The organism is Pseudomonas sp. RSB 5.4 (assembly GCF_037126175.1).
GTDB classification, from domain to species: Bacteria; Pseudomonadota; Gammaproteobacteria; order Pseudomonadales; family Pseudomonadaceae; genus Aquipseudomonas; species Aquipseudomonas fluorescens_H.
Map to the genome: position 1 here is coordinate 4,244,919 of NZ_CP146986.1, position 26,088 is coordinate 4,271,006.

The window sequence follows — 26,088 nt, forward strand, 5'->3', positions numbered from 1 at the left end:
GGGAGGGGGCTTGCTCCCGAAGGCGTCCTGGCAGACAACACACGGCTCGGCTCGTACAATGCCCGCTGCCCCGCAGGAGACTTCCATGACGCGTCCCGCCCCCGTTCGCAAACCCCGTGCCCGCAGCCAGGCGCGGATCGACTCGATACTCGACGCCGCGCGTACGCTGCTGGCCGCCGAGGGTGTGGCCAGTCTGTCGATCTACAGCGTCGCCGAACGCGCGCAGATTCCGCCGTCCTCCGTGTATCACTTCTTCGCCAGCGTCCCGGCGCTGCTCGAAGCCTTGACTGCCGATGTGCACGCAGCCTTCCGCGCCTGCCTGCAAGCGCCGATCGATCACGAGGCGCTGCGCGACTGGCGTGACCTGTCGCGGCTGGTCGAGCAGCGCATGCTGGAGATCTACGACGAAGACGCGGCGGCCCGCCAGCTGATCCTCGCCCAGCACGGCCTGACCGAAGTGACCCAGGCTGACCGCCAGCACGACATCGAACTCGGCGACCTGATGCACAAACTGTTCGACCATCACTTCGAATTGCCGCGCCTGCCAAGCGATGTCGACGTGTTTGCCCTGGCGATGGAACTGGGCGACCGCGTGTATGCGCGCTCGGTGCAGCAACACGGGCAGATCACCCCGCGCATGGCCGAGGAAGGGATGCGGGTGTTTGATGCCTATATCGGCCTGTATCTGCCGCCGTATCTACCCAAGAGAGTTCTCTAGCGCATTCACCGGCCCCTTCGCGAGCAAGCCCGCTCCCACAGGGGAACGCATTCCAAATGTAGGAGTGAGCCTGCTCGCGATGGCAGCGCCGCCGATTCAAATCCGTGCACAAAAAGAAAAACCCCGAAGGGCTCACGCCCTCCGGGGTTTGTTTTTTTCCACTGGCTTACAACTTGGCGATCGACACCTCGGTGGATTTCACGAAGGCAATCACCTCACTGCCCACCACCAGTTCCAGCTCCTTGACCGAGCGGGTGGTGATCACCGAAGTGACGATGCCGGAAGCGGTCTGCACGTCGATTTCCGACAGCACGTCGCCGAGAACGATCTCCTTGATCGAGCCTTTGAACTGGTTGCGCACGTTGATGGCTTTGATAGTCATGGCTTTGATTCCTGTCGTTGGTTGTAACTTGAGTTATTGAGCCCAACGCAATTGCGTAGGCAGTGGTGAAACAGGCTCCGGCTCCGGCGGCTCACCGGGCAGGGACAGAACACGGTTGAGCACTTCGGTTTCCAGCGCTGCCAGTCGATGCGATCCGCGCACTCGCGGACGAGGCAACTCCACTTGCAGGTCGAGACCGACTTCGCCGTCCTCGATCAGAATCACCCGGTCGGCAATCGCCACCGCTTCGCTGACGTCGTGGGTCACCAGCAGCACGGTGAACCCATGCTTTTGCCAGAGGCGTTCGATCAGTTGCTGCATCTCGATCCGGGTCAGGGCATCCAGCGCACCCAGCGGCTCGTCGAGCAGCAACAGGCGCGGTTGGTGGATCAGCGCCCGGGCCAGCGCCACGCGCTGCTTCTGCCCACCGGACAAGGCTGCCGGCCATTCATGGGCGCGATCCGCCAGACCGACGGATTCCAGCGCTTCCAGTGCTTGCGGGCGCCAGTTGCCTTTAAGGCCGAGACCGACGTTGTCGATGATCTTTTTCCACGGCAGCAGCCGTGCTTCCTGGAACATCAGCCGGGTGTCTTCCCGCGCATCGCTGAGCGCTGCGGCACCGGCCAGCAGGTCACCGCCAGTCGGTTGATCGAGGCCGGCGAGCAAGCGCAGGAAGGTGCTCTTGCCGCACCCGCTGCGCCCGACCACGGCGACGAATTGCCCCGCCGGAATGTGCAGGTCGATGTCGCGCAGCACCTGCCGCGTACCAAAGGTTTTCTGCAGGTTGCGCACCACTAGCGGAATCCCGCGCAGCAGGCGTGGAGGTTGTTGAGCGGTCATGCCGCACCTCCCTTGGCCACCTGATAGGCCGGATGCCAGCGCAGCCACACACGCTCAAGTCCACGGGCGGCGAGGTCAGCGAGCTTGCCGAGTACCGCGTAAAGCAGGATCGCCAGCACCACCACATCGGTCTGCAAAAACTCGCGGGCGTTCATCGCCAGATAACCAATGCCGGAGCTGGCCGAGATGGTTTCAGCGACGATCAGCGTCAGCCACATGAAGCCCAGCGCAAAGCGCACCCCGACCAGAATCGAAGGCAGCGCGCCCGGCAGAATCACCTGCCAGAACAGGCTGAAACCGCTCAAGCCATAACTGCGCGCCATCTCCACCAGCGCCGGATCGACGTTACGGATGCCGTGATAGGTGTTGAGGTAAATCGGGAACAGCGTGCCCAGTGCCACCAGGAAAATCTTTGCCGACTCGTCGATGCCAAACCACAGGATCACCAGTGGAATCAGCGCCAGGTGCGGCACGTTGCGGATCATCTGTACCGAGCTGTCGAGCAGGCGTTCGCCCCACTTCGACAGGCCGGTGATGAAACCCAGCGCCAGGCCGATGCTGCCACCGATGGTGAAGCCCAGCGCCGCGCGCCAGCCGCTGATTGCCAGATGCGTCCAGATCTCGCCGCTGCGCACCAGGCTGACACCGGCCTCAATCACCGCCACCGGTGCCGGCAGGATCCGCGTCGACAACCAACCGGCCGACACCGACAACTGCCACACCGCCAGCAAGAGCACCGGCAACGCCCAGGGCGCGAGGCTGTGGATAAATTTTTTCATGGCGCGCCTCAGCTCTGCGACGCGGCTTTGGGAAGAATGTCGTTGGCCACCATCTCGCCGAACGGGCTGACGTAGCCGGCGCTTTTCGGCAGTTCCGGGCGCTCGATGTCGAGGTGCGGGAACAGCAGTTCAGCGACGCGGTACGACTCTTCGAGGTGTGGATAACCGGAGAAGATGAACGTATCGATACCCAGATCCGCGTACTCCTTCACGCGGGTGGCCACGGTCGGGCCATCGCCGACCAGCGCTGTACCCGCACCGCCCCGCACCAGACCGACACCCGCCCACAGATTCGGGCTGACTTCGAGGTTGTCGCGACTACCGCCGTGCAGCGCCGCCATGCGTTGCTGGCCGACCGAATCGAAACGCGCCAGCGATGCCTGCGCACGCTTGATGGTGTCGTCGTCCAGATGCGAGATCAGCCGGTCTGCCGCTTGCCAGGCTTCGGCGTTGGTTTCGCGCACGATCACATGCAAACGAATGCCGAAGCGCACGGTACGCCCGAGCTTGGCGGCTTTGGCGCGCACCTGCTCGATCTTCTCGGCGACGGCCGCTGGCGGCTCGCCCCAGGTCAGCACCATCTCGACCTGTTCGGCGGCCAGATCCTGCGCCGCTTCCGACGAGCCGCCGAAGTACAGCGGCGGACGCGGTTGCTGGATCGGCGGATAGAGCAGTTTGGCGCCCTTCACGCTGATGTGTTCGCCGTCGTAATCGACGGTTTCGCCTTCCAGCACCCGACGCCAGATCCGGGTGAATTCCACCGAGGCTTGATAGCGCTCTTCGTGGTTGAGGAACAGACCATCACCGGCCAACTCTTCCGGGTCACCACCGGTCACCAGGTTGAACAGCGCACGACCGCCAGACAGACGATCCAGGGTCGCAGCCTGCCGCGCCGCCACCGTCGGGGAAATGATCCCGGGGCGCAGGGCGACAAGGAATTTCAGACGCTGGGTCACCGGGATCAGCGACGCGGCCACCAGCCACGAGTCCTCGCAGGAACGGCCGGTGGGGATCAGTACGCCGCCAAAGCCCAGACGATCCGCCGCTTGCGCGACCTGTTGCAGATAACCGTGGTCAACGGCGCGTGCGCCTTCGGCGGTGCCAAGGTAATGGCCGTCGCCGTGGGTAGGCAGGAACCAGAAGATGTTGAGGCTCATGGAGTGGTCTCCTTGGGGATTCGATTTACTGGGCTTGGGTAACCGAGCTTTGGGCCACAGCGGCCGGTGGTGTCCAGATCACATCCTTGATGCTCAACGGCTTGGGAATCAGCTTGAGCTGGTAGAAGGTGTCGGCGATTTTCTGTTGCGCGGCGACCACATCCGGGGTCAGGAACAGCGCACCGTAGCCCTGGCGTTTCACCGAGGTCAGGGTGATCTCCGGCGACAGGCCGAGCAGCGGCGCGACCTGTTGGGTCACGTCCTGCGGGTTGGCCTTGGACCACTCGCCCACCGCGCGCACTTCCTCGACGAGGGTCTTGATCACCTCGGGATTTTTCTGCGCGTAAGGTTTGGTCGCGAGATAGAACTGGTGGTTGTCGACGATGCCTTTGCCGTCACGCAGGGTGTGCGCCTGCAGCTGGTTCTCGGCAGCGGCCTGGTACGGATCCCAGATCACCCAGGCATCGACGCTGCCACGCTCGAACGCGGCGCGGGCATCGGCCGGCGGCAGGAATACGGTCTGGATATCGGAGTATTTGAGACCGGCGTCTTCCAGTGCGCGCACCAGCAGGTAGTGCACGTTGGAGCCTTTGTTCAGGGCGACTTTCTTGCCCTTCAGATCGGCCACCGATTTGATCGGCGAGTCTTTCGGCACAAGGATCGCTTCACTGGTCGGTGCTGGCGGTTCGTAGGCAACGTAGAGCAGATCGGCGCCGGCAGCCTGGGCGAATACCGGTGGCGTCTCACCGGTGACGCCGAAGTCGATCGAGCCGACGTTCAGGCCCTCGAGCAGTTGTGGGCCGCCGGGGAATTCAGTCCATTGCACGTCCACGCCTTGGGCGGCCAGACGCTTTTCCAGTGTGCCTTTGGCCTTGAGCAGCACCAGCGTGCCGTACTTCTGATAACCGATCCGCAAGGTCTCGGCTTGAGCTTGAGTAATGGCGCCGAAGGACACAGCCGCAGCAAACAGAGCGACCAGACCGCGACGCAAAAATACAGTGCGCATAGCGCTCTCCTTTTTGCTGTTGGGTTGTGGCTGCACCTGCTTGCCCGTTGGCGGGCGAGTAAGGCCAGTACTTCAATTTCGGTGAGGCTTAAATGCTCCAGCGAGCACTCAACAAACGTTCATTCAACAGGCCCGGCTCCAGCGGCTTCGGCCGGCGAGCCATGGCACTGACAAACTGATCCAGCGCTTCATGCAGACGCTGCTCCAGCGCGGGTGCCAGTTGCGCCGCGGCACTGCCTTCGCCGTAAGCGATCTGGCTGTCCTCGGCAAAAATTCCTTGCAGCATTTCCTGCGCCTTCAATGCCGACAGAACCGGTTTGAGCGCGTAATCGACCACCAGCATGTGGGCGATACTGCCGCCCGTGGCCATCGGCAAAACGATCTTGTGGTTCAGGGCACGTTCCGGCAGCAGATCCAGTACGGTTTTCAGCGCACCGGAAAACGACGCCTTGTACACCGGCGTGGCGATCAGCAGGCCATCGGCGTTTTCAATCTGCGCCAGCAGGTCGAGTACTTTCGGGCTATCGAAGCGGGCATGGAGCAGATCTTCGGCCGGGAAGTCCCGCACCTGATAACTCACCACTTCGACCCCTTGCTGCCGCAACCAGTGTTGCGAGCGTTCCAGCAGCACCCCGGAACGGGAGCGCAGGCTGGGACTGCCACCGAGTGAGACGACCAGCATTCAGACGATTCCTTACGCGTTACAGGCGATTCGCGGGTTGCGATCTCGCTTCGATGGGAGTGACCTTACCAGCTGATTTATATATCCATAAATCATATTTATTCATTTGGTTATGCATTTAAGAGATATGTAATTTGCTTTGTCCCGGGCAAAAAAACAGGCCGTTGAAACGACCTGAAATCCCCTGCTTTGTGGTTCTGAATTTTGTGTCGGCTGTGCCGACGCCTTCGCGAGCAAGCCCGCTCCCACATTTGGAATGCGTTCCCCTGTGGGAGCGGGCTTGCTCGCGAAGGCGGCGGTAGCTACAGCCCAAATTTCACTGATTCACTTGTTCGGCTGCGGCGTCAGACGCAGATATGGCTTCACTGCGCGGTAGCCTTTGGGAAAACGCCGCTTGATCTCTTCCTCATCCTTGAGCGACGGCACGATCACCACCTCATCACCGTCCTGCCAGTTGGCCGGGGTCGCCACTTTGTAGTTATCGGTGAGTTGCAGCGAATCGATCACCCGCAGGATCTCGTGGAAGTTGCGCCCGGTACTCGCCGGGTAGGTGATGGTCAGGCGAATCTTCTTGTTCGGATCGATCACGAACAGCGAACGCACGGTCAGGGTGTCGTTGGCGTTCGGATGGATCAGGTCATAGAGATCGGAAACCTTGCGATCGGCGTCGGCCAGGATCGGGAAGTTGACGAGGGTGTCCTGGGTTTCGTTGATGTCCTCGATCCACTTGTGGTGCGAGTCCACCGGGTCAACCGACAAGGCGATGGCTTTAACGCCGCGTTTGCTGAACTCATCCTTGAGCTTGGCGGTGAAGCCCAGCTCGGTGGTGCACACCGGGGTGAAGTCGGCCGGGTGGGAGAACAGCACGCCCCAGCTATCGCCCAGCCACTCGTGAAAACGAATCTTGCCGGCGCTGGAATCCTGTTCGAAGTCGGGGGCGATGTCGCCGAGTCTGAGGCTCATGGTGCTGCTCCTGATGAGTTGTTGGAGAACTCAACTGTAGCTCGGGATTCGACATCATGAAAAAGAATAAATAAATAGATATCTAGAATCTAAAGGAATATTAAACATCGTTCACTGGACGCTCGACGGCATCGCGACGAACATCGCTCTCAAGGTTCGAGAAGGCCTTGAGTTGCTGCAAAGAGGGAATTTCGGGACAGGCTTACGGGGGTGAGCCTGACTCGAAAACGCAAAAGCCCCGTCCGGCACGGTGCCGGACGGGGCTTTTTTTACATCAGCAGTTTGAACGCGCTATTACAGCAGCGGGATCGAGTAGCTGACGATCAGGCGGTTTTCGTCCTGAGAACGGGTGTTCGCCAGGTCGGTACGCCACATCGCGTTTTTCCAGGCTACGCCGAGGTTCTTCAGCGGGCCTTCCGGGATTACGTAACCGATGGTCAGGTCGCGTTCCCATTCCATCTTGTCGCCCAGCGGGGTGTCGATGTTATCGCCACGCAGGTAGATCACGTTCGCGGTCAGGCCAGGAACGCCGATCTTGGCGAAATCGTAGCCGTAGCGAGCCTGCCAGGTACGCTCCCCGGCGCGACCGAACTTCTGGATCTGCATGTCGGTGATGGTGCTGTTGGACGAGCCGTCACCCTGGTTCAGCCAAGGGAAGTCGCTGTCGCCGTTGGTGTACTGGTAACCCGCACCGAAGGTGTGACCTTCAACCGAGTACAAAGCCAGGTAGCTGTACAGGTTGTTGTCGACTTTGCCCTTGGTGGTAGTGCCACCGTAGTAACCGCTGGTGTAGTAAGCGGCAGTGTCACCGTTGGCACCGTTGTCACGGCTGCGGTAGTAACGCAGGTCACTTTTCAGTACGCCCGGGCCGATTGCCCAGTTATGTACCAGACCCAGGAAGTTCTGCGAGTAGAAGTCCTTCAGCTCGCCGTAGTAGTACGAGGCGGTCAGGTCTTTGGTGATTTTGTAGTCAGCGCCGCCGTAGTAGAACTTGTTGCTGAATTTGCCAGCATCATAGTTCGAGTTTGCGTTTGCACCGGCAATCGACATGTTTTCGTTGTTGCTGGAGTTACGACCCTTCACGGCCTCAACCTGACCGGCAGTCAGTGTCAGGTCCTTGATTTCGTTCGAAGTGATCGCCGCACCCTGGAAGGTTTGTGGCAGCAGACGACCATCGTTGTACTTGATGACCGGGTTGTTCGGCAGCAAAGTACCGACCTTCAGCTCGGTTTGAGAGACTTTGACCTTGCCGGTCAGGCCCAGGCTGGCGAAATCATCTACAGCACGGTCGCCATCGCTTGGGAATACAGTACCGCCCGAAGCAGTACCGGTGTAGTTGCCATGGGTACCGCGACCGGAGTCCAGACGCACGCCATACAGGCCGATAGCATCAACACCGAACTGAACGGTGCCTTGGGTGTAACCGGAGATGAAGCGCAGATCGAAACCCTGGCCCCATTCGGAGTTCTGACTGCGGGTGTTCGACGTCTTCGATGGCGTGCCATCACGGTTGTCGGTGTCGATGTAGAAGTTGCGCAGGCCCAGAGTGGCCTTGCTGTCTTCGATGAAACCGGCGGCGCCTGCCTGCTGCGCCAAAACCCCTACGGCCACAGCCAGGGCCAAGGTGGACTTGTTCATGTAAAGCTCCTCTCGTTTCTAATTCTTGTGTTCCTGGTCCTGGTCGAATGCCCGGATCCGTAGGTTCGCGATTAGCGCCAGAGCGTGACTGACAAGTCAATCGTAACCTTGTGTGTCTACGACCAAGGTCTAATCGCAGTATTTGGGTCCCTGCACAGTACTGACTTTCCTGATAACCCCAAAAAGAATTATTTCATTCTTTTTTATACTATCTAGCTATATGGCCCAGTAATGGCCACCTGCAGCGCAACACAGGATATCGGCTACTAAGCTAATTACTAAATGGTATTTGTTCGCCCTTTTTTAGATCGCTTAGCGTTGACGCATTCAAACCACGTCAAACCCTATCCAAAAGGCGACGCCATCATGGCCAAACGGGCACTATCTAGTCAATTTGTTACAGTTTGTGTGTCAGCGATAATTTCTTTCTCCGCTCAAGCCGCCGACCTCACGGTGGGTTATCAAACCGGTATCGACCCGAGCAAAGTCCCTCAGGCCGACGGTACTTACGAAACAACCATCGGCCAGAAGATCGACTGGCGACGCTTCAATAGTGGCCCGGAAGTTGTGACAGCCATTGCATCGGGCGATGTGCAGATCGGCAATCTCGGCTCCAGCCCTTTGGCAGCGGCCGCCTCACGCAATCTGCCGATCGTCGCATTCATTGTTTCAGCCCAAATCAATGCCGCCGAGGCCTTGGTGGTGCGTAATGGCAGCGGCATCAATAGCCCGCAGGACCTGGTCGGCAAGACCATCGCCACGCCCTTCGTTTCCACGTCCCATTACAGCCTGCTCGGCGCACTCAAGCACTGGGGCCTGGACACCTCGAAAGTCAAAGTGGTGAACCTGCAACCGGCGGAAATCGCTGCGGCATGGAAGCGTGGCGACATCGACGGCGCATTTGTCTGGTCACCGGCACTGGGCGAAATCCGCAAGACCGGCAAGACCCTGACCGATGCTGCACAAGTCGGCCAATGGGGCGCGCCGACGTTCGAAGTCTGGGTCGCACGCAAGGACTACGCCGAGAAGCATCCTGAGGTGGTGGCCAAATTTGCCAAGGTCACTCTAGACGCGTTTGCCGATTACGCCAGCCATAAAGACAGCTGGACCGCCGAATCCGAGCCGGTACAGAAAATCGCCAAATTGACCGGTGCCAACGCCGCCGATGTGCCGGAACTGCTCGCCGGTTCGGCGTTCCCGGACGCCAAGGCGCAGCAATCCACCGCGTTGCTGGACGGCGGCACGGCGAAGGCGATTGGTGAGACCGCGAAGTTTTTGAAGGAACAGGGCAAGGTTGAAACGGTGCTGCCGGACTATTCGCCGTATGTCAGCGCGAAGTTTGTAACCGAAAACAATTGAATAGGTGGTGAGGGGATTCATCCCCGATGGACTGCGCAGCAGTCCCTGCTTTTGGTGAAGCGGGGGCCGCTGCGCGGCCCATCGGGGATGAATCCCCTCTCCACAACAGTCCTTCGGTAATCGTCAGAGGGTCTTTTCGAAGATCTTCGAGTTGCGCTGATAGTTGTACAGCGACGCCCGCGCCGCCGGCAGGCGCTCGACGCTGCTAGGCTCGAAGCCACGCTCGCGGAACCAGTGCGCCGTGCGGGTGGTGAGGACGAACAGGGTCTTCAACCCTTGCGCCCGGGCACGGGTCTCGATGCGCTCCAACAGCTCATCGCCGCGACCACCATGGCGATACTCCGGATTCACCGCCAGGCACGCCAGCTCACCGGCATCCGAATCGGCGATCTGATACAGCGCCGCACAGGCGATGATCATCCCTTCACGCTCGACCACGCTGAACTGCTCGATCTCGCGCTCCAGCACTTCGCGTGAACGACGCACCAGAATCCCCTGCTCTTCCAGCGGACTGATCAGGTCGAGCAGACCGCCGACGTCTTCAATCGCCGCCTCGCGCACCAGCTCGAATTGCTCCTGGGCCACCAGCGTACCGCCACCGTCACGGGTGAACAGTTCGGTCAGCAGCGCACCGTCCTCGGCATAACTGACGATATGGCTGCGCGCCACGCCGCCACGGCAGGCTTCGGCGGCGGCATCCAGCAATTCCGCCTGATAGTTATTGCCCAGACGTTGCAAATGCGCCGGCACCTGCTGCGGACGCAGTTCGCGCACCAGCCTGCCGTTCTCGTCGATCAGACCGAGGTCGGCGCCGAACAGCAGCAGCTTGTCGGCACCGAGGTCGATGGCGGCACGGGTGGCGACGTCTTCGCAGGCCAGATTGAAAATCTCACCGGTCGGCGAATAACCCAACGGCGATAGCAGCACGATCGAACGCTCGTCCAACAGACGGTTGATACCTTTGCGATCGACCCGGCGCACTTCGCCGGTGTGGTGATAGTCGACGCCTTCGAGCACGCCGATCGGCCGCGCGGTCACCAGGTTGCCGCTGGCCACCCGCAAGCGCGAACCCTGCATCGGTGATGAAGCCATGTCCATCGACAGCCGCGCTTCGATGGCGATGCGCAACTGGCCGACCGCGTCGATCACACATTCCAGCGTCGCCGCGTCGGTGATGCGCATGCCGTGATGGTAGTGCGGGGTCAGGCCGCGGGCGGCGAGGCGGGTTTCAATCTGCGGGCGCGAACCGTGGACCAGCACCAGGCGCACGCCGAGGCTGTGCAACAGCACCAGGTCGTGGACGATATTGCCGAAGTTCGGATGCTCCACGCCGTCGCCGGGCAGCATGACGACGAAGGTGCAGTCGCGGTGGGCATTGATGTAAGGGGACGCGTGACGAAGCCAATTAACGTATTCGGGCATGAACCTGGGCCTGTAATAAATAGCAGCCGGAAAAAGGGCGAAACGGAAAACGCACAGCGGGCTGATGGTTATCGTCGGAACAGGCTTGGCGACACGCGCGCTCTCCTCATGAATACGGGTTGGGGTGCTGGCAATTTACAGCGTTTGGTCAGACAAAACACAATCCCTGTGGGAGCGAGCTTGCTCGCGAAAGCGGTGTATCAGATACATCAATGTCGACTGACCCGACGCCTTCGCGAGCAAGCTCGCTCCCACATCGACATTGTTCAATTCATAGAACTTTGTCCGGGCTCAGGCAGTAATGTTCAATCAACTGCCGCAATAGATGCACGGTAGGCTGCAAACGTGACATTTCAAGGTATTCGCCGGGCTGGTGCGCACAGGCTATGTCGCCGGGGCCGAGCACGATGGTTTCGCAACCCAGGCGCTGAAGATAAGGCGCTTCGGTGCCGAACGCTACTGCTTCGGCACTGTGACCGGTGAGCTTTTCGGCGATGCGCACCAATTCGGTGTCTGCGGCCTGCTCGAATGGCGGCACTTCCGGGAACAACGGCTTGTAATCGATCTTCACCTGATGCCGCTCGGCCACCGGATTGAGCTTGCGCAGGATTTCCGCACGCAGGACATTGGGGTCCATGCCCGGCAGCGGACGCAGGTCGAACTCCAGTGAACACTGGCCGCAAATGCGATTCGGGTTGTCGCCGCCATGAATACAGCCGAAGTTCATGGTCGGTTGCGGCACGCTGAACTGCGGGTTGTTGAATTCACGCTGCCACAACAGACGCAAACCGCGCAGTTCGCCGATGGCATCGTGCATCGCTTCGAGGGCGCTGTGGCCCAAGCGAGGATCCGACGAATGGCCGCTCTGCCCGAGGATATCGATGCGCTCCATCATCACACCTTTATGCAGGCGGATCGGTTTGAGCCCGGTCGGCTCGCCGATCACCGCTGCACGGCCCAGCGGCTTGCCGGCCTCGGCCAGTGCCCGGGCACCGGACATCGAGCTTTCTTCATCGCAGGTGGCGAGGATCAGCAAAGGTTGCTTGAACGGTTGGTCGAGCAGCGGCTGCACGGCCTCGATGATCAGCGCGAAAAAACCCTTCATGTCGCAACTGCCCAGCCCGACCCAGCGGCCGTCGACCTCGGTGAGTTTCAGCGGATCGGTCTGCCACAGCGCATCGTCATAAGGAACGGTATCGCTATGCCCGGCCAGTACCAAGCCACCGGGGCCGCTGCCGAAACTGGCGAGCAGGTTGAATTTACCGGGGCTGACCTGCTGGATATCGCAGTTGAAGCCCAGATCACCCAGCCAGCCGGCAAGCAAATCGATCACCGCCCGGTTGGACTGATCCAGGCTCGGTTGGGTGCAACTGACCGACGGTGCGGCGATCAGTGCAGCGAACTGGTCTTGCATGGATGGCAAAGGCATCGCTGACTCCAACTCCCGATTTGAAGTCCATCATAGAGCCATCCGGCGCTCGGAATAAACCGCCGCAGGGCGTAGGAAGTTTGAGTCCTGTACACTGCACGGCCTTGGCAGCCACACATTCCCCCGGCTGCGCTCCCGATCCTGGATTTTCCGGCCATGCAGAAAGAAACCGAAATCAAACTCCGCGTCAGCCGCGAAACCCTCGCTGCCCTGCGCGAGCACCCGCTACTGAAGAAACGCAACAAAAATGGCTGGGAACGCCGTGAGTTAATGAACCAGTACTTCGACACCCCCGAGCGCGATCTGGCTCAAGCCAAAGTCGCCCTGCGCCTGCGCAAGGACGGTGACGAAGTGATTCAGACCCTCAAGACCCGTGGTCAGAGTGTTGCCGGTCTGTCCGAGCGTAACGAGTACGACTGGAAGTTGCCCAAAGCCAAGCTCGACGTGAAGAAACTCGACGGCGAATGCTGGCCCGAGTCGCTGGCCGAGCTGGACAAGAAAACCCTGAAGCCGATCTTCACCACCGATTTCGTCCGCGAGCGCGCGGAAATCGCCTGGGGCCGCGGCAAGGCCAAAGTGGTTATTGAAGCCGCGCTGGACCTCGGTCACGTGGTGGTCGGCAAACAGAAAGAAGAAATCTGTGAGCTGGAACTGGAACTGCGCGAAGGCGAGCCTGCCGCGCTGCTGGAACTGGCCGCCGAACTGGCCGAGACCCTGGCCCTGATGCCGTGCGACATCAGCAAGGCCGAGCGCGGCTACCGTCTGTACGACGCCAACAGCTACTCGCTGAGCCTGGCGGCGCCGCAACTGACTCCGGAAACCCAACTCGACGACGCCTTCGCCGCGCTGGGCTGGCACTTGCTCGGCAGCAGCCAGCGTCTGGCTGAACAGTATCGTTTCAACGGCCACTGGCGCCTGCTGCAGGACTGGGTCGAGAACCTTGCGGAAATGCGCGCCCTGCTCAGCAGCCTCGGCCAGGCCGCACCGCGTCCGGCCACTCACGACCTGCGCGTGGCGCTGGACGCATTGCTCGAAGACTGGCGCCCGCTGGTTCAGGTCGGCATCGAAGACGAAGACGTGCGCAAAGCGGCGCCGGAACAGTTCCTTGAGGAGCTGGAAGACCCGCGTTGGGGCCTGTTCTCGCTGACTGCGTCGCGCTGGTTGCTGGCCCGCACCTGGACCGCCGAGCGCAACACCCGCGGCAACCGCCAGGGCGCCGCGCAACTGCACAGCTGGCTGCCGCGCCTGCTCGGCGAAGAAGCCACGTCCCTGCAATTGCAGCGCTATCAGCAGCAACCGGAAGATTTGGCCGAGCAACTGCCGCGCATCGAACGCATCCAGGTCTGGCTGCACCATGCGCGTAACGTGCTGGAGATCGCGGAAATGGATCGCCTGTACGGCGAGCTGAACAAACTGGCGCAACTGGCCAACGAACCGACCATCACTGACGAACTGCTCGATGCGCGCAAGCAGCAGGCGATTGCGGTTTACCAGAATCGTGCGTGGAAAATGCTGCTGCGCATGTGATGACTGTGTGGTGAGGGGATTCATCCCCGATGGACTGCGCAGCAGTCCCTGCTTTCGACTAAAGCGGGGCCGCTTCGCGACCCATCGGGGATAAATCCCCTCGCCACAGAGGCCATCCGTGCTAGACCGGGAGGCTGGTCGTCGACTTGATCTCCGACAACGCCACAATCGAGTTCACTTCCTGAATCCCCGGCACCAGCGACAGCTTCTCGAAGAAAAACCGCTCATACGCCTCGATGTCCGCCGCGACAATCCGCAATAGAAAATCCACCGCGCCCATCAGCACATAACACTCCAGCACTTCCGGAAAACCGCGAATCGCCTCGGTGAATTCGGTGAAGTTCGAACGCCCGTGGGCGTTGAGTTTGATCTCGGCGAAGATCTGCGTGTTCAGGCCGATCTTCTTGCGATCAAGCAAGGTCACCTGGCCGCGAATGATCCCCTCCTCCTTCATCCGCTGAATCCGCCGCCAGCACGGCGATTGCGACAGGCCCACCTGCTCGGCGATCTGCGCGCTGGACAGTGACGCGTCCTCTTGCAACAGGGCGAGAATCCGCCGGTCGTAGCTGTCCAGCTCGCTATGCATAACTAATCCTCAAAATAATCATTTTGCGAATCGTTTCAGTCGAGCAATTCGCGAATCCGCTCATCTTAGACAAGAAATGCCCGACACCGAATGTAAAAATTCCTCCACTGACTCTGGAGACCGGACATGCCTCACCTCGAAGCCGTGAATACCCCTGCGCCCCGCGCCGATGTGTGGAACGTCAACAACGCCCACTGTTGTGCGAGTTATCAACTGCTCGCCGAAGCCGAGCCGGATCTGCTGGTGCGGGTGCTGAACCTGTTCGCGCTGCAGTTCCTCACGCCGCAGCAGGTCCACGTCGAACGGCTCGACGATCTGCTGTCGATCGACATCGTCATCGACGGGCTGAGCTGGCATCGCGCGCAGGTGATTGCGGAAAAACTTCGTAACCTGATCAGCGTCTGCTCGGTGAACCTGCAAAACGCCGACACGGCGTGGGCTGCGCCGGCCCACGCGGCCGGCTGACAAATCCGGCAACGGCTTTGTCGGGTAGTGGCCCAACAGTCTGCGGGGCCACGACTATCCTTTGCGCACAGTCGTTCAAAAGGAGCCCGCATGTCCGTTCAACTCGCCACTCAGGACCGCTGGCTGGATCTCAACGATGTGTTGCGTGAACTGGTCGCCCAGGGCTTTATCAGCCAGGATTCGGCGGAGCAGGCACTAAACGCCCGGCGCCGCCACGCGACCCACGGCCAGCACCATCCGCTGGAATTCATCGCCAGCCAGCAACTGGATGATCTCAGTCGTCCAGGTAAACATCTGGATCTGGAAAGCCTGACCCTGTGGCTGGCGCAACAGGCCGGCCAGCCGTACATGCGCATCGACCCGTTGAAGATCAACGTCGCCGCCATCACCCCACTGATGTCCTACGCCTTTGCCCAGCGCCACAAGATTCTCGCGGTAGCGGTCGACCGCGACGCGGTGGTCGTGGCCAGCGCCCAGCCCTACGTCACCGGTTGGGAGGCTGACCTGACCCACGTGCTGAAGCTGCCGATCAAACGGGTCGTCGCCAACCCGGCGGATATCCAGCGCTTCAGCGTCGAGTTCTTTCGCCTCGCCAAATCGGTCAGCGGCGCCAGCACTGCCGACGCGCAGAGCGGCAACCTCGGCAACTTCGAACAACTGCTCAACCTCGGCGCCAGCGATCAGGAGCCGGACGCCAACGACGCGCACATCGTCAATATCGTCGACTGGCTGTTCCAGTACGCCTTCCAGCAGCGCGCCAGTGATATCCATATCGAACCGCGCCGCGAACAGGGCACCGTGCGTTTCCGCATCGATGGCGTGCTGCACAACGTCTATCAATTTCCGCCGCAGGTGACCATGGCCATTGTCAGCCGCCTGAAAAGCCTCGGGCGGATGAACGTCGCCGAGAAGCGCAAACCCCAGGACGGCCGGGTCAAGACCAAGACCCCGGACGGTGGCGAGGTGGAGCTGCGGCTCTCAACGTTGCCCACCGCGTTTGGCGAAAAAATGGTCATGCGGATTTTTGACCCGGAAGTGCTGCTCAAGGACTTCGATCAGCTTGGCTTTTCCGCCGACGACCTGCGCCGCTGGCAGGACATGACCCGCCAGCCCAACGGCATCATTCTGGTCACCGGGCCAACCGGTTCGGGCAAGACCACCACGCTCTACACCACGCTGAAGAAACTGGCGACGCCGGAGATCAACCTCTGCACCATCGAAGACCCGATCGAAATGGTCGAGCCGGCGTTCAACCAGATGCAGGTCCAGCACAACATCGACCTGAGTTTCGCCGCCGGGGTACGCGCGCTGATGCGGCAAGACCCGGACATCATCATGATCGGCGAGATTCGCGACCTGGAAACCGCGGAAATGGCGATTCAGGCAGCACTCACCGGCCACCTGGTGCTGTCGACCCTGCACACCAACGATGCCCCCAGCGCGATCAGCCGGCTATTGGAACTCGGCGTGCCGCACTATCTGATCAAGGCTACGGTGCTCGGGGTCATGGCCCAGCGTCTGGTGCGCACGCTGTGCCCGCACTGCAAGGCGCCGCTGACGCTGGAAGAGGAAGACTGGCAAACCCTGACCCGGCCTTGGCAGGCGCCGCTGCCGGGCAATGCGCAACGCGCTATCGGTTGTCTGGAATGTCGCGACACCGGTTATCGCGGACGCGCCGGGGTCTACGAAATCATGCAATTGAGCGACAGCCTCAAGGCCTTCATCACCCCCGACGCCGACCTCACCGCGATCCGGCGGCAAGCCTTCAAGGAAGGCATGCGCAGCCTGCGCCTGTCGGGCGCACAAAAGGTTGCGGCGGGGCTGACCACCATTGAGGAGGTGCTGCGGGTAACACCGCAGAGCGAACAGAAATAACCGGCTACCAGTCGAGAACATCAATCTCGGCATTGGGTTTGATCCATAGCACCTGCCCATTTGGCACACGTTGCAGGATCGAGTGATTGGGCTTCATGGTCTCACCGGTGCGCACATTTTTCGCGGTATACGTCTGGCTCGACGTCATGCGCAATGTATGCGGCTTGCCCTGGGCTGCGCGAGTGCCTCGGGGGTACCGCCAATCACCCAGCGCCATTGGATTGCGCAACTGACCACTCCAATGCAGAGGATTACGCTGCTGATCGAGCTTCACGGTCGCGGTCATCAACTCAATGCCCTGAATCGAAACGGACTCCGATGCCTGCCAATAGCTGACACTGTATTCGTTGCCCTGCTTCTGCACTCGACTCTTGGCTGGCCAGGCCAAACCGGCGACTTTTGCACCGGCGACCAAGGTGCAGCCGTCAAACTGCCAGAGGTCGGGGCGCAACCGGGTTTCTTCGCTGAAGTTCACGGTCAGCAACGTGTCGCGGGCACAGGGCCAGCCATCAATTATCTGGTCACCGACGAGGCGCATCTCTCCGCTCGTCAGATGATACATCTGCAGTGAAGAAACCCGCGCGCCCATGAGGGTTTGCGGCGCAGGAAACCGGGCAGTGTCCAGACTCGCCAGGCCATGGATCTGCGGCTGACCGTTCGCGTCCAGTGGATCGATGGTCATCAGATGCAACCGGGTGCCCGCAGGCAATTTCAGACCCTCGACCTGAACCTCGTGCTTCAGTCTTAAATTGCGGGCAAGAGTGTCTGCGATGCTGCTGGTGATCTGGTTGATGGTCAAACCGACAACCGATAGACAAAGCAGCGCCAGCACACTCACTTTGCGTGGATGACGCAACAGTGCACGACGCCACGTCGGCACACACAGCATGATCACCAGCACTGTAAGCCCGATAAAGGCCGCCGTGCATACTGTCCACACCATCACGTACATCAGAACAATAAAAGCCAAGGCAGCGTCCATGCATGAAAAACCGGGGTGCATGGTGCCAAACTACCTTGCGCACCTCCAGCTCAACAGCTCCATGACTGAGCAGTCATGGAACCGGATCGGGTAAATGATGATCCAACGCCTTAGATAACCCCCAGGAGTCACTCAATCATGCGTCTCAAACTTGCTGTCGCGACCCTTGCCTTGCTGTCCCTTCCCGTTGGTTCAGCGATGGCCGACGGCTTTTGGCGTAACGTCATTTCCTCCGGTGCCACCACCGGTTCGACCTACCTGACCTTCAAGGATCACAAGCTGATCGTCGCCGCGCAGGACGACGCCGGCAGCTTCGTCGCCAGCGACGGCGGTATCCGCGGGCCGTACCTGGAAGCGGCGATGCAGAAAGTCCGCGCCGACAACCCGGGCCTGCAGGCCACAGACATGGAACTGGCGAATGCGATTCTGGCGAAGAACGCGGTGGAATCCGAGTAAGCCTTGCGCCGACAAAAATGCCGCTCGATCGAGCGGCATTTTTTTGCCCGTCATTCCGAATTCACCACGCCACCCTGTAGGAGCGGGCTTGCTCGCGAAGGCGTCCGGTCAGAAAAAATACATATGCCTGACCCACCGCCTTCGCGAGCAAGCCCGCTCCCACAATGGGTCTGTGTGTTTCCTGAGGATCAGCGGTAATCGTCCACCGGGACGCAGGCACAAAACAGATTGCGATCCCCATAAACGTTATCCACCCGATTCACCGCCGGCCAATACTTGTGCGCCTTGGTGTGCGCATCCGGGGTGATCCCCTGCTCGATGCTGTAAGGCCGCTCCCACACTCCGGTGACATCCGCCAGGGTATGCGGCGCGCGCTTGAGCGGGTTGTCTTCCGCCGGCCAGTTACCGTTCTGCACTTCGGTGATCTCCGCGCGGATGCTCAGCATTGCGCCGATGAACCGATCGAGTTCGGCCTTGGACTCGCTCTCGGTCGGCTCGACCATCAACGTCCCTGGCACCGGGAATGACATGGTCGGTGCATGGAAGCCATAGTCCATCAGGCGCTTGGCGACGTCCTCTTCACTGATCCCGGTCTGCGCCTTCAACGGCCGCAGATCAAGAATGCACTCATGGGCCACCCGCCCGTTGCGTCCGGTGTAGAGCACCGGGAATGCGCCGGATAAATGCTGCGCCAGATAATTCGCCGCAAGGATCGCCACTTCGCTGGCATCCGCCAGTTGCGGCCCCATCATCGCGATGTACATCCAGCTGATCGGCAAAATGCTCGCACTGCCCCACGGCGCCGCGTTGACCGCGCCGTTCTGTGGCAGCGGGCCGTCAATCGGCACCACCGGGTGATTGGCAACGAACGGCGCCAGATGCGCGCGAATGCCGATCGGCCCCATGCCCGGCCCGCCGCCGCCATGGGGAATGCAGAAAGTCTTGTGCAGGTTCATGTGCGCCACATCGGCGCCAATGTCCGCCGGCCGCGCCAGCCCGACCTGCGCATTGAGATTGGCGCCGTCCATGTACACCTGCCCGCCGTGCTGGTGGATAACTTCGCAGATCTCGCTGATGCCCTCCTCGTACACACCATGGGTCGACGGATAGGTCGCCATCAGACACGACAACTTGTCCCCCGCCTCGGCAGCCTTGGTTTTCAGGTCGTCCAGATCGACGTTGCCGGCCTCGTCGCACTCGACGATCACCACGCGCATCCCGGCCATCTGCGCCGAGGCCGGGTTGGTGCCGTGGGCCGAAGACGGAATCAGGCAGATATCCCGCGCGCCCTGCTGTCGGCTCTCGTGATATTTGCGAATCGCCAGCAGCCCGGCGTATTCGCCCTGAGCTCCGGAGTTAGGCTGCATGCAGATCGCATCGAACCCGGTGATCGCGCACAACCAGCGCTGCAGTTCTTCGATCATCAAGGTGTAACCGACCGCCTGCTCCCGAGGCGCAAACGGGTGCAGGTTGGCGAACTGCGGCCAGGTGATCGGGATCATCTCGCTGGTGGCATTGAGTTTCATGGTGCAGGAGCCCAGCGGGATCATCGACTGGTTGAGCGCCAGATCCTTGTTCTCCAGTTGCTTGAGGTAGCGCAGCATCTCGGTTTCGCTGTGATGCGCATTGAACACTGGATGGCGCAGGTACGGCGTGTTGCGTTGCAGGTGCTCGGGAATCCCGGAAACCAGCTCTTCTGCATCAATTTCGTCGACGTTCAGCCCATGATCGGCGCCCAACAGCACATCAAATAGTTTGGCCACCGTGTTTGCATCGCAAGTCTCGTCGAGGCTCAACCCCACTCGGCCACGGCCGAGAATCCGCAGGTTGATCTGCGCGGCCCTGGCGCTGTCGATGATCGCGCTCTGCGCGCCGCCCACCTCCAGCGTGAGGGTGTCGAAAAACTGCCCGTTGACCCGCTGCAGGCCATGGCGCTCCAGGCCCGCCGCCAGGATGCAGGTCAGCCGATGAACCCGCTGGGCAATGCGTTTCAAGCCTTGCGGCCCGTGATACACCGCGTAGCAACTGGCGATGTTGGCCAGCAGCACCTGCGCGGTGCAGATGTTCGAGTTGGCCTTCTCCCGGCGAATATGTTGCTCACGGGTTTGCAGGGCCATGCGCAACGCGACATTGCCACGAGCGTCTTTTGACACGCCGATGATCCGCCCGGGAATCGCCCGTTTGTATTCCTCGCGGCTGGCGAAAAACGCCGCGTGCGGGCCACCGTAGCCCATGGGTACACCAAAGCGCTGGGACGAACCGAACACCACATCCGCGCCCAGCTCACCTGGCGGCGTCAACAGCAACAAACTCAGCAGATCGGTGGCGACACAGGCCAGCGCCTGCTGCGCGTGCAGCTGATCAATCACCGGGCGCAGATCACGGATCTCGCCGTGTGTGTCGGGATACTGCAGCAACGCGCCGAACACCTGATGCTGGCCGAGGTTATCCACAGCGTCGATGATCAGCTCGAAACCGAAGCCTTCGGCGCGGGTCTGCACCACGGAAATGGTCTGCGGATGACAGTTTTCATCAACGAAAAACAGATTGCTCTTCGACTTCGCCACACGCTTGGCCAGCGCCATGGCTTCCGCGGCGGCCGTGGCTTCGTCGAGCAACGAGGCGTTGGCCAGTTCAAGTCCGGTGAGGTCGATGGTCAGTTGCTGGAAATTCAACAACGCTTCGAGACGGCCCTGGGCGATCTCCGGTTGATACGGGGTGTACGCGGTGTACCAGCCGGGATTTTCCAGCACGTTACGCAAGATGACGGTTGGCGTCAGCGTGCCGTGGTAACCCATGCCGATCAGGCTGGTCCACACCTGGTTCTGCTCGGCATACCCGCGCAGTTTGGCCAGCGCCGCCTGTTCGTCGAGGGCCGGCGGCAAATCCAGCGCCCGATTCAGACGAATGCCCGGCGGCACCGTCTGCTCGATCAGTTCGACCCGGCTGCCGAGGCCGAGGCTGTCGAGCATTGCCTGTTGTTCGGTGGCGTCGGGGCCCAAATGGCGGCGCAGGAAGGCTTCGGGGTCGCGTAACTGGCTCAAGGATGGCAACTGGGACATGACGGGCTCTCTCTTGGCTGGCGCTCGGCGTCAATGCAACACGGTCAAACCAGCATAGCAGCCGATACCGACGCGCACGGCTTGGCGGCACAGGGGGTTCCGGGGCATGCTGTAGCGCCTGCATCAGGCGTCCAACTTTCGGATGATCGAATCCTCATGAGCCAACTGCCGTTCCTGCCGTTTTCCAAACCTGTCATTGATGAAGCCACGATTGCCGCCGTCGGCGATGTGCTGCGCTCCGGCTGGATCACCAGCGGGCCGAAGGTCCAGGCCTTTGAAGCACAACTGTCGGAATACTTCGGCGGGCGCCCGGTGCGCACCTTCAACTCCGGCACCTGCACCATGGAAATCGCCTTGCGCATCGCCGGCATCGGCCCGGGTGACGAAGTGATCACCACGCCGATTTCCTGGGTCGCCACCGCCAACGTGATCCTCGAAGTCGGCGCCACACCAGTGTTTGCCGACATCGATCCGGTGACCCGCAATATCGATCTGGACCAGTTGGAAGCGGCCATCACCCCGCGCACCAAAGCGGTGATTCCGGTGTACCTCGCCGGCCTGCCGGTGGACATGGAACGCTTGTACGCCATCGCCCGCAAACACAACTTGCGCATTGTCGAAGACGCCGCTCAGGCCCTGGGTTCGAGCTGGAACGGTCAGCGCATCGGCGCCACCGGCGATTTCGTCTCGTTCAGTTTCCAGGCGAACAAGAACGTCACCTGCTCCGAGGGCGGCTGTCTGGTGCTGAACACCCCGGAAGAAGCACGGCTGGCGGAGAAGTACCGCTTGCAAGGCGTGACCCGCAACGGCTTCGATGGTCTGGACGTCGACGTGCTCGGCGGCAAGTTCAACATGACCGACGTCGCCGCCACCATCGGCCTGGGTCAATTCGCGCATATCGAGGCGCTGACCGCCCATCGTCAGGCACTGGCCCGGCACTACTTCAAATGTTTTGGCGATGACTTTGAAGCGACCTATGGCGCGCAACTGCCGCCAGCGGATTTCACCCAGAGCAACTGGCACCTGTTCCAGCTGGTCCTGCCGGAACGCAAGGACGGCTTGCCGGCCCGCGCCACGTTCATGGAGCAGATGCAGGCCAAAGGCATCGGCATCGGCTATCACTACCCGCCGATCCACTTGCTGAGCCTGTACCGCGAGCGCGGGTTCAAGGAAGGCATGTTGCCAGTTGCCGAGCGCGTTGGACGCTTGATCGTGTCATTGCCGATGTTCACCACCATGACCAAGGACGACGTCGAGCGTTCGGTGGCGGCAGTGAAAGCGGTATTGCGCGACGCCTGATCGACGCCTACAAAAAAGCCCCGAGAGATCGGGGCTTTTGCAGTATTACAGTCTGCTTATTCGCCGATGGCAGCCTTGTAGGCAGCAGCGTCCAGCAGGTTGTCCAGCTCGGCCTTGTCGCTTGGCTTGAGCTTGAAGATCCATGCGGCGTACGGATCGTTGTTCAGTTCTTCCGGCGAGTCAGCCAGCGTTTCGTTGACCGCGATCACTTCACCGCCGACCGGGGAGTAGATGTCGGACGCGGCCTTCACCGACTCGACAACACCGGCAGCCTCACCGGCAGCAAACACCTTGCCGACTTCGGCCAGTTCAACGAACACCACATCGCCCAGCGCTTCCTGCGCGTGATCGCTGATGCCCACGGTAACGGTGCCGTCGGCTTCCAGACGCGCCCACTCATGACTTTCGGCAAAACGCAGTTCAGCGGGGATATTGCTCATGCTCGGTGTCCTCAAGAAATTGTCAGCGGTCAGGCCCGCCGGAAAAGGTTAGATCAAGGTTTTGCCATGGCGCACGAAGGTCGGTTTGACCACTCGTACCGGATACCACTTGCCACGGATTTCCACTTCGGCGCGGTCGGCTGTGGCCATCGGAACACGCGCCAGGGCAATCGATTTGCTTAGCGTAGGAGAGAAACTACCACTGGTGATCTCTCCTTCGCCAACATCGGCGATACGAACCACTTGATGGGCGCGCAAAACACCCCGCTCCTCAAGCACCAGCCCCACCAGTTTGTGCGCAACACCGGCAGCTTTTTCCGCTTCCAGCGCAGCACGGCCTATGAACTGCCGCGAGGCCGGTTCCCAGGCAATGCTCCAGGCCATATTGGACGCCAGCGGCGAGACATCTTGATGAATGTCCTGGCCGTAGAGGTTCATCCCGGCCTCGACCCGCAGCGTATCGCGGGCACCGAGACCGATGGGAGAAATGCCGGCGCCGACCAGATCGTTGAAGAAGCCCGGTGCCTGCCCGGCCGGCAAGGCGATTTCCAGCCCGTCTTCACCGGTGTAACCGGTGCGCGCAATGAACCAGTCGCCATCGACTTCGGCTTCGAACGGTTTGAGGTGCTGGATCAGTGCGGCGCGGGACTGGGTCACCAGTTCGGCAATCTTGTGCCGGGCCTGCGGGCCTTGAATGGCGAGCATCGCCAGTTCCTGGCGTTCGTGCAGTTGCACCTCGTAACCGGCGACATGCGCCTGCATCCACGCCAGATCCTGGTCGCGGGTGGAGGCGTTGAACACCAGGCGATAACGGTCTTCGAGGCGATAGACAATCATGTCGTCGACGATGCCGCCACGCTCGTTGAGCATGGTGCTGTAGAGCGCACGGCCGGGGCGGTGCAGGCGTTCGACGTCATTGGCCAGCAAATGCTGCAGCCAGGCCTTGGCCTGGGGGCCATCAACGTCGATCACGGTCATGTGGGAAACATCGAACACCCCGCAATCGCGGCGCACCTCGTGGTGTTCCTCGACCTGCGAGCCGTAATGCAGTGGCATGTCCCAACCGCCAAAATCGACCATCTTCGCGCCGAGGGCAAGATGCAGGTCATACAGAGGCGTACGCTGTCCCATGGGTTTCTCCTTCCGGGCGTGGCGAAGGTGCGGACAGCCGCTGTACGGGGTGAAAGCCACGAAATAGAAGGCTTCCAGCCGATTTCAGCGAACGGGTCTATCAGACGAACCGCACCGAATGCCGCGCATTGTAGCCGCATGATTCAGGACTCACTACTAAGTGTTTCGGTGCGCCGAGCGGCGGATCAGGCCGATGACCGGCAATAAACCAACCAACACCAGGGTCAGCGCCGGCAGCGATGCACGCGCCCACTCGCCCTCGCTGGTCATTTCAAAGATCCGCACGGCCAGCGTGTCCCAGCCAAACGGGCGCATCAGCAGGGTGGCGGGCATTTCCTTGAGTACATCGACAAACACCAGCAACGCCGCGCTCAGCGTGCCGGGCAGCAACAGCGGCAGATACACTTTGAAAAACAGTCGCGGCCCACTGACACCCAGACTACGTGCCGCTTCGGGCAATGAAGGCCGTATACGCGCCAGACTGTTTTCCAGCGGCCCGTAGGCCACCGCGATAAAGCGCACCAGATAGGCCATCAGCAACGCCGCCAGACTGCCCAGCAGCAGCGGCTTGCCGGCGCCGCCGAGCCAGCCCGACAGCGGAATCACCAGTGCGCGGTCGAGATAACTGAACGCCAGCATGATCGACACTGCCAGCACCGAACCCGGCAGCGCATAACCGAGATTGGCCAGACTGACTCCGGAACGGATCGCCCGGGTCGGCGCCAGACGTCGGGCAAACGCCAGCAACAGCGCGACGCTGACGGTGATCAACGCCGCCATAGCGCCCAGATACAGGGTGTGCAGGATCAGCCCGGCATAACGCTCATCCAGATCGAAGCGCCCGCGCTGCCAGAACCACACCAGCAGTTGCAGCAGCGGAATCACGAACGCGCAGGCAAACACCACCAGGCACCAACCGGTCGCCGCGAACGCTTTGAGTCCGCGCAGTTGATACAGCGCCTTGACCCGTGGTCGCTCGTTGCTTGCCCGGTTGGCGCCGCGCGCGCGTCGCTCGCCGTACAGCACCAGCATCACCACCAGCAGCAACAGGCTGGCCAGTTGCGCCGCGCTCGGCAGGCTGAAGAAGCCGTACCAGGTCTTGTAGATGGCGGTGGTGAAGGTGTCGAAGTTGAACACCGACACCGCGCCGAAATCCGCCAACGTCTCCATCAGCGCCAGTGCGACACCGGCGCCAATTGCCGGACGCGCCATCGGCAACGCCACCCGCCAGAACGCCTGCCAGGGCGACTGACCGAGTACCCGCGCCGCTTCCATCAGGCCTTTGCCCTGCGCAAGAAACGCGGTGCGCGCCAGCAGGTAAACGTAGGGATAAAACACCAGCACCAGCACCACGATCACCCCGCCGGTGGAGCGTACCCGTGGCAGGCGCAAGCCGCTGCCGAACCACTCACGCAGCAGCGTTTGCACCGGGCCGGCGAAATCCAGCAAGCCAACGAAGACGAACGCCAGCACGTAGGCGGGGATGGCGAAGGGCAGCATCAGCGCCCAGTCGAGCCAGCGCCGTCCGGGAAATTCGCAGAGGCTGGTGAGCCACGCCAGACTGACACCGAGCAGCGTCACGCCGACGCCGACGCCAAGCACCAGCGTCAACGTGTTGCCCAGCAGGCGCGGCATCTGGGTTTCCCACAGGTGCGACCAGATTTGCTGATCGATGGTCTGCCACGACAGCAGCAGGACACTCAGGGGCAACAGCACCAGCGCGGCGATGGCGAGGACGATGGGATACCAGCGGCGTTGGGCGGGGTGGGCCACTTTTGGGACTCTGAGGGGTGGTTGGTGGTTCTGATTCAGGTGTTTCAGCTCGAGATTGCTGCCCTCACCCTAACCCTCTCCCGGAGGGAGAGGGGACTGAACGTGGTGATCTTTCGA

At 61.1% G+C, this 26,088-nt stretch carries 23 protein-coding genes; 7 read left to right on the plus strand and 16 right to left on the minus strand.

Going from position 1 to position 26,088, the window contains the following annotated elements:
• The first annotated feature begins 85 nt into the window (after positions 1-85).
• A complete protein-coding gene (locus V9L13_RS19240; RefSeq protein WP_103521766.1) occupies positions 86-718 on the plus strand; it encodes a TetR/AcrR family transcriptional regulator in 633 nt (210 codons plus the stop codon).
• 166 nt (positions 719-884) lie between these two features.
• On the opposite strand, the gene V9L13_RS19245 is transcribed toward V9L13_RS19240, so the two are convergent.
• The 8 genes from V9L13_RS19245 to V9L13_RS19280 all read right to left on the minus strand — a co-directional run bounded on the left by V9L13_RS19245 (position 885) and on the right by V9L13_RS19280 (position 8,165).
• Positions 885-1,100, minus strand: a complete 216-nt coding sequence (locus tag V9L13_RS19245) for a TOBE domain-containing protein (RefSeq protein ID WP_003229256.1) — start codon at positions 1,098-1,100, stop codon at positions 885-887.
• 33 nt (positions 1,101-1,133) lie between these two features.
• Positions 1,134-1,940 carry an aliphatic sulfonates ABC transporter ATP-binding protein gene (gene ssuB, locus V9L13_RS19250; protein ID WP_338800270.1) on the minus strand — a complete coding sequence of 269 codons (807 nt, stop codon included), beginning with the start codon at positions 1,938-1,940 and terminating at the stop codon, positions 1,134-1,136.
• Complete coding sequence (ssuC, locus tag V9L13_RS19255; protein ID WP_248739888.1) at positions 1,937-2,719, minus strand: aliphatic sulfonate ABC transporter permease SsuC; 783 nt, start codon at positions 2,717-2,719, stop codon at positions 1,937-1,939. Before ssuC ends, ssuB begins: the two co-directional genes overlap by 4 nt.
• A gap of 8 nt (positions 2,720-2,727) precedes the next feature.
• Positions 2,728-3,876, minus strand: a complete 1,149-nt coding sequence (ssuD, locus tag V9L13_RS19260; protein WP_338800271.1) for an FMNH2-dependent alkanesulfonate monooxygenase — start codon at positions 3,874-3,876, stop codon at positions 2,728-2,730.
• A 25-nt stretch (positions 3,877-3,901) separates the two neighbouring features.
• Positions 3,902-4,882, minus strand: coding sequence for a sulfonate ABC transporter substrate-binding protein (locus V9L13_RS19265; protein WP_338800272.1), 981 nt, complete (start codon positions 4,880-4,882; stop codon positions 3,902-3,904).
• 88 nt (positions 4,883-4,970) lie between these two features.
• Positions 4,971-5,564 carry an NADPH-dependent FMN reductase gene (gene ssuE, locus V9L13_RS19270; RefSeq protein ID WP_003229266.1) on the minus strand — a complete coding sequence of 198 codons (594 nt, stop codon included), beginning with the start codon at positions 5,562-5,564 and terminating at the stop codon, positions 4,971-4,973.
• Positions 5,565-5,888: 324 nt separating this feature from the next.
• Positions 5,889-6,527 carry a peroxiredoxin gene (locus V9L13_RS19275; protein WP_338800273.1) on the minus strand — a complete coding sequence of 213 codons (639 nt, stop codon included), beginning with the start codon at positions 6,525-6,527 and terminating at the stop codon, positions 5,889-5,891.
• A 294-nt stretch (positions 6,528-6,821) separates the two neighbouring features.
• Positions 6,822-8,165 (minus strand): OprD family porin, encoded by a 1,344-nt coding sequence (locus V9L13_RS19280; protein ID WP_003229270.1) that lies wholly within the window; start codon positions 8,163-8,165, stop codon positions 6,822-6,824.
• 366 nt (positions 8,166-8,531) lie between these two features.
• On the opposite strand from V9L13_RS19280, the gene tauA reads away from it, so the two are divergent.
• Positions 8,532-9,524: a taurine ABC transporter substrate-binding protein gene (tauA, locus tag V9L13_RS19285; RefSeq protein ID WP_003229271.1), complete on the plus strand. Its 993-nt coding sequence runs from the start codon at positions 8,532-8,534 to the stop codon at positions 9,522-9,524.
• A 123-nt stretch (positions 9,525-9,647) separates the two neighbouring features.
• Here tauA and argA read toward each other — a convergent pair whose 3' ends face one another.
• Together argA and argE are read right to left on the minus strand one after the other, a co-directional pair.
• Positions 9,648-10,946 (minus strand): amino-acid N-acetyltransferase, encoded by a 1,299-nt coding sequence (gene argA, locus V9L13_RS19290; RefSeq protein WP_103486205.1) that lies wholly within the window; start codon positions 10,944-10,946, stop codon positions 9,648-9,650.
• A 271-nt stretch (positions 10,947-11,217) separates the two neighbouring features.
• Positions 11,218-12,375 carry an acetylornithine deacetylase gene (argE, locus tag V9L13_RS19295; RefSeq protein ID WP_338800274.1) on the minus strand — a complete coding sequence of 386 codons (1,158 nt, stop codon included), beginning with the start codon at positions 12,373-12,375 and terminating at the stop codon, positions 11,218-11,220.
• A gap of 156 nt (positions 12,376-12,531) precedes the next feature.
• Here argE and V9L13_RS19300 point away from each other — a divergent pair, with 156 nt between their 5' ends.
• Complete coding sequence (locus V9L13_RS19300) at positions 12,532-13,902, plus strand: CYTH domain-containing protein (RefSeq protein ID WP_338800275.1); 1,371 nt, start codon at positions 12,532-12,534, stop codon at positions 13,900-13,902.
• A 121-nt stretch (positions 13,903-14,023) separates the two neighbouring features.
• Here V9L13_RS19300 and V9L13_RS19305 read toward each other — a convergent pair whose 3' ends face one another.
• Positions 14,024-14,488 carry an Lrp/AsnC family transcriptional regulator gene (locus V9L13_RS19305; RefSeq protein WP_027610503.1) on the minus strand — a complete coding sequence of 155 codons (465 nt, stop codon included), beginning with the start codon at positions 14,486-14,488 and terminating at the stop codon, positions 14,024-14,026.
• A 126-nt stretch (positions 14,489-14,614) separates the two neighbouring features.
• Between V9L13_RS19305 and V9L13_RS19310 the strand changes: the two genes are divergently transcribed.
• Both V9L13_RS19310 and V9L13_RS19315 read left to right on the plus strand, forming a co-directional pair.
• Positions 14,615-14,953: a hypothetical protein gene (locus V9L13_RS19310; RefSeq protein WP_338800276.1), complete on the plus strand. Its 339-nt coding sequence runs from the start codon at positions 14,615-14,617 to the stop codon at positions 14,951-14,953.
• 90 nt (positions 14,954-15,043) lie between these two features.
• A complete protein-coding gene (locus tag V9L13_RS19315; protein WP_338800277.1) occupies positions 15,044-16,828 on the plus strand; it encodes an ATPase, T2SS/T4P/T4SS family in 1,785 nt (594 codons plus the stop codon).
• Positions 16,829-16,832: 4 nt separating this feature from the next.
• On the opposite strand, the gene V9L13_RS19320 is transcribed toward V9L13_RS19315, so the two are convergent.
• On the minus strand, positions 16,833-17,810 hold the full coding sequence (locus V9L13_RS19320) for a hypothetical protein (protein ID WP_338800278.1): 978 nt from the start codon (positions 17,808-17,810) through the stop codon (positions 16,833-16,835).
• Positions 17,811-17,945: 135 nt separating this feature from the next.
• Here V9L13_RS19320 and V9L13_RS19325 point away from each other — a divergent pair, with 135 nt between their 5' ends.
• The gene (locus V9L13_RS19325; protein WP_177434708.1) at positions 17,946-18,266 is read left to right on the plus strand and encodes a DUF2388 domain-containing protein; all 321 of its coding nucleotides are present in this window, start codon (positions 17,946-17,948) and stop codon (positions 18,264-18,266) included.
• A 188-nt stretch (positions 18,267-18,454) separates the two neighbouring features.
• Here V9L13_RS19325 and gcvP read toward each other — a convergent pair whose 3' ends face one another.
• Positions 18,455-21,328 (minus strand): aminomethyl-transferring glycine dehydrogenase, encoded by a 2,874-nt coding sequence (gene gcvP, locus V9L13_RS19330; protein WP_338800279.1) that lies wholly within the window; start codon positions 21,326-21,328, stop codon positions 18,455-18,457.
• Positions 21,329-21,484: 156 nt separating this feature from the next.
• Here gcvP and V9L13_RS19335 point away from each other — a divergent pair, with 156 nt between their 5' ends.
• Positions 21,485-22,627 carry a DegT/DnrJ/EryC1/StrS aminotransferase family protein gene (locus tag V9L13_RS19335; RefSeq protein ID WP_338800280.1) on the plus strand — a complete coding sequence of 381 codons (1,143 nt, stop codon included), beginning with the start codon at positions 21,485-21,487 and terminating at the stop codon, positions 22,625-22,627.
• A gap of 56 nt (positions 22,628-22,683) precedes the next feature.
• On the opposite strand, the gene gcvH is transcribed toward V9L13_RS19335, so the two are convergent.
• From gcvH to V9L13_RS19350, 3 genes are all read right to left on the minus strand, one after another.
• Entirely contained in the window at positions 22,684-23,067 is a 384-nt protein-coding gene (gene gcvH / locus V9L13_RS19340; protein WP_338800281.1) for a glycine cleavage system protein GcvH, read from the minus strand.
• 48 nt (positions 23,068-23,115) lie between these two features.
• The gene (gene gcvT, locus V9L13_RS19345) at positions 23,116-24,198 is read right to left on the minus strand and encodes a glycine cleavage system aminomethyltransferase GcvT (RefSeq protein ID WP_338800282.1); all 1,083 of its coding nucleotides are present in this window, start codon (positions 24,196-24,198) and stop codon (positions 23,116-23,118) included.
• Between the two features lie 156 nt (positions 24,199-24,354).
• Positions 24,355-25,971, minus strand: a complete 1,617-nt coding sequence (locus V9L13_RS19350) for an iron ABC transporter permease (RefSeq protein ID WP_338800283.1) — start codon at positions 25,969-25,971, stop codon at positions 24,355-24,357.
• Between the last annotated feature and the right edge of the window lie 117 nt (positions 25,972-26,088).

Excerpts from the sequence above, each read along its gene's own strand:
- V9L13_RS19240 (WP_103521766.1), top strand. The coding sequence starts at position 86 with ATGACGCGTCCCGCCCCCGTTCGCAAACCCCGTGCCCGCAGCCAGGCG.
- V9L13_RS19245 (WP_003229256.1), bottom strand. The coding sequence starts at position 1,100 with ATGACTATCAAAGCCATCAACGTGCGCAACCAGTTCAAAGGCTCGATC.
- ssuB (WP_338800270.1), bottom strand. The coding sequence starts at position 1,940 with ATGACCGCTCAACAACCTCCACGCCTGCTGCGCGGGATTCCGCTAGTG.
- ssuC (WP_248739888.1), bottom strand. The coding sequence starts at position 2,719 with ATGAAAAAATTTATCCACAGCCTCGCGCCCTGGGCGTTGCCGGTGCTC.
- ssuD (WP_338800271.1), bottom strand. The coding sequence starts at position 3,876 with ATGAGCCTCAACATCTTCTGGTTCCTGCCTACCCACGGCGACGGCCAT.
- V9L13_RS19265 (WP_338800272.1), bottom strand. The coding sequence starts at position 4,882 with ATGCGCACTGTATTTTTGCGTCGCGGTCTGGTCGCTCTGTTTGCTGCG.
- ssuE (WP_003229266.1), bottom strand. The coding sequence starts at position 5,564 with ATGCTGGTCGTCTCACTCGGTGGCAGTCCCAGCCTGCGCTCCCGTTCC.
- V9L13_RS19275 (WP_338800273.1), bottom strand. The coding sequence starts at position 6,527 with ATGAGCCTCAGACTCGGCGACATCGCCCCCGACTTCGAACAGGATTCC.
- V9L13_RS19280 (WP_003229270.1), bottom strand. The coding sequence starts at position 8,165 with ATGAACAAGTCCACCTTGGCCCTGGCTGTGGCCGTAGGGGTTTTGGCG.
- tauA (WP_003229271.1), top strand. The coding sequence starts at position 8,532 with ATGGCCAAACGGGCACTATCTAGTCAATTTGTTACAGTTTGTGTGTCA.
- argA (WP_103486205.1), bottom strand. The coding sequence starts at position 10,946 with ATGCCCGAATACGTTAATTGGCTTCGTCACGCGTCCCCTTACATCAAT.
- argE (WP_338800274.1), bottom strand. The coding sequence starts at position 12,375 with ATGCCTTTGCCATCCATGCAAGACCAGTTCGCTGCACTGATCGCCGCA.
- V9L13_RS19300 (WP_338800275.1), top strand. The coding sequence starts at position 12,532 with ATGCAGAAAGAAACCGAAATCAAACTCCGCGTCAGCCGCGAAACCCTC.
- V9L13_RS19305 (WP_027610503.1), bottom strand. The coding sequence starts at position 14,488 with ATGCATAGCGAGCTGGACAGCTACGACCGGCGGATTCTCGCCCTGTTG.
- V9L13_RS19310 (WP_338800276.1), top strand. The coding sequence starts at position 14,615 with ATGCCTCACCTCGAAGCCGTGAATACCCCTGCGCCCCGCGCCGATGTG.
- V9L13_RS19315 (WP_338800277.1), top strand. The coding sequence starts at position 15,044 with ATGTCCGTTCAACTCGCCACTCAGGACCGCTGGCTGGATCTCAACGAT.
- V9L13_RS19320 (WP_338800278.1), bottom strand. The coding sequence starts at position 17,810 with ATGGACGCTGCCTTGGCTTTTATTGTTCTGATGTACGTGATGGTGTGG.
- gcvP (WP_338800279.1), bottom strand. The coding sequence starts at position 21,328 with ATGTCCCAGTTGCCATCCTTGAGCCAGTTACGCGACCCCGAAGCCTTC.
- V9L13_RS19335 (WP_338800280.1), top strand. The coding sequence starts at position 21,485 with ATGAGCCAACTGCCGTTCCTGCCGTTTTCCAAACCTGTCATTGATGAA.
- gcvH (WP_338800281.1), bottom strand. The coding sequence starts at position 23,067 with ATGAGCAATATCCCCGCTGAACTGCGTTTTGCCGAAAGTCATGAGTGG.
- gcvT (WP_338800282.1), bottom strand. The coding sequence starts at position 24,198 with ATGGGACAGCGTACGCCTCTGTATGACCTGCATCTTGCCCTCGGCGCG.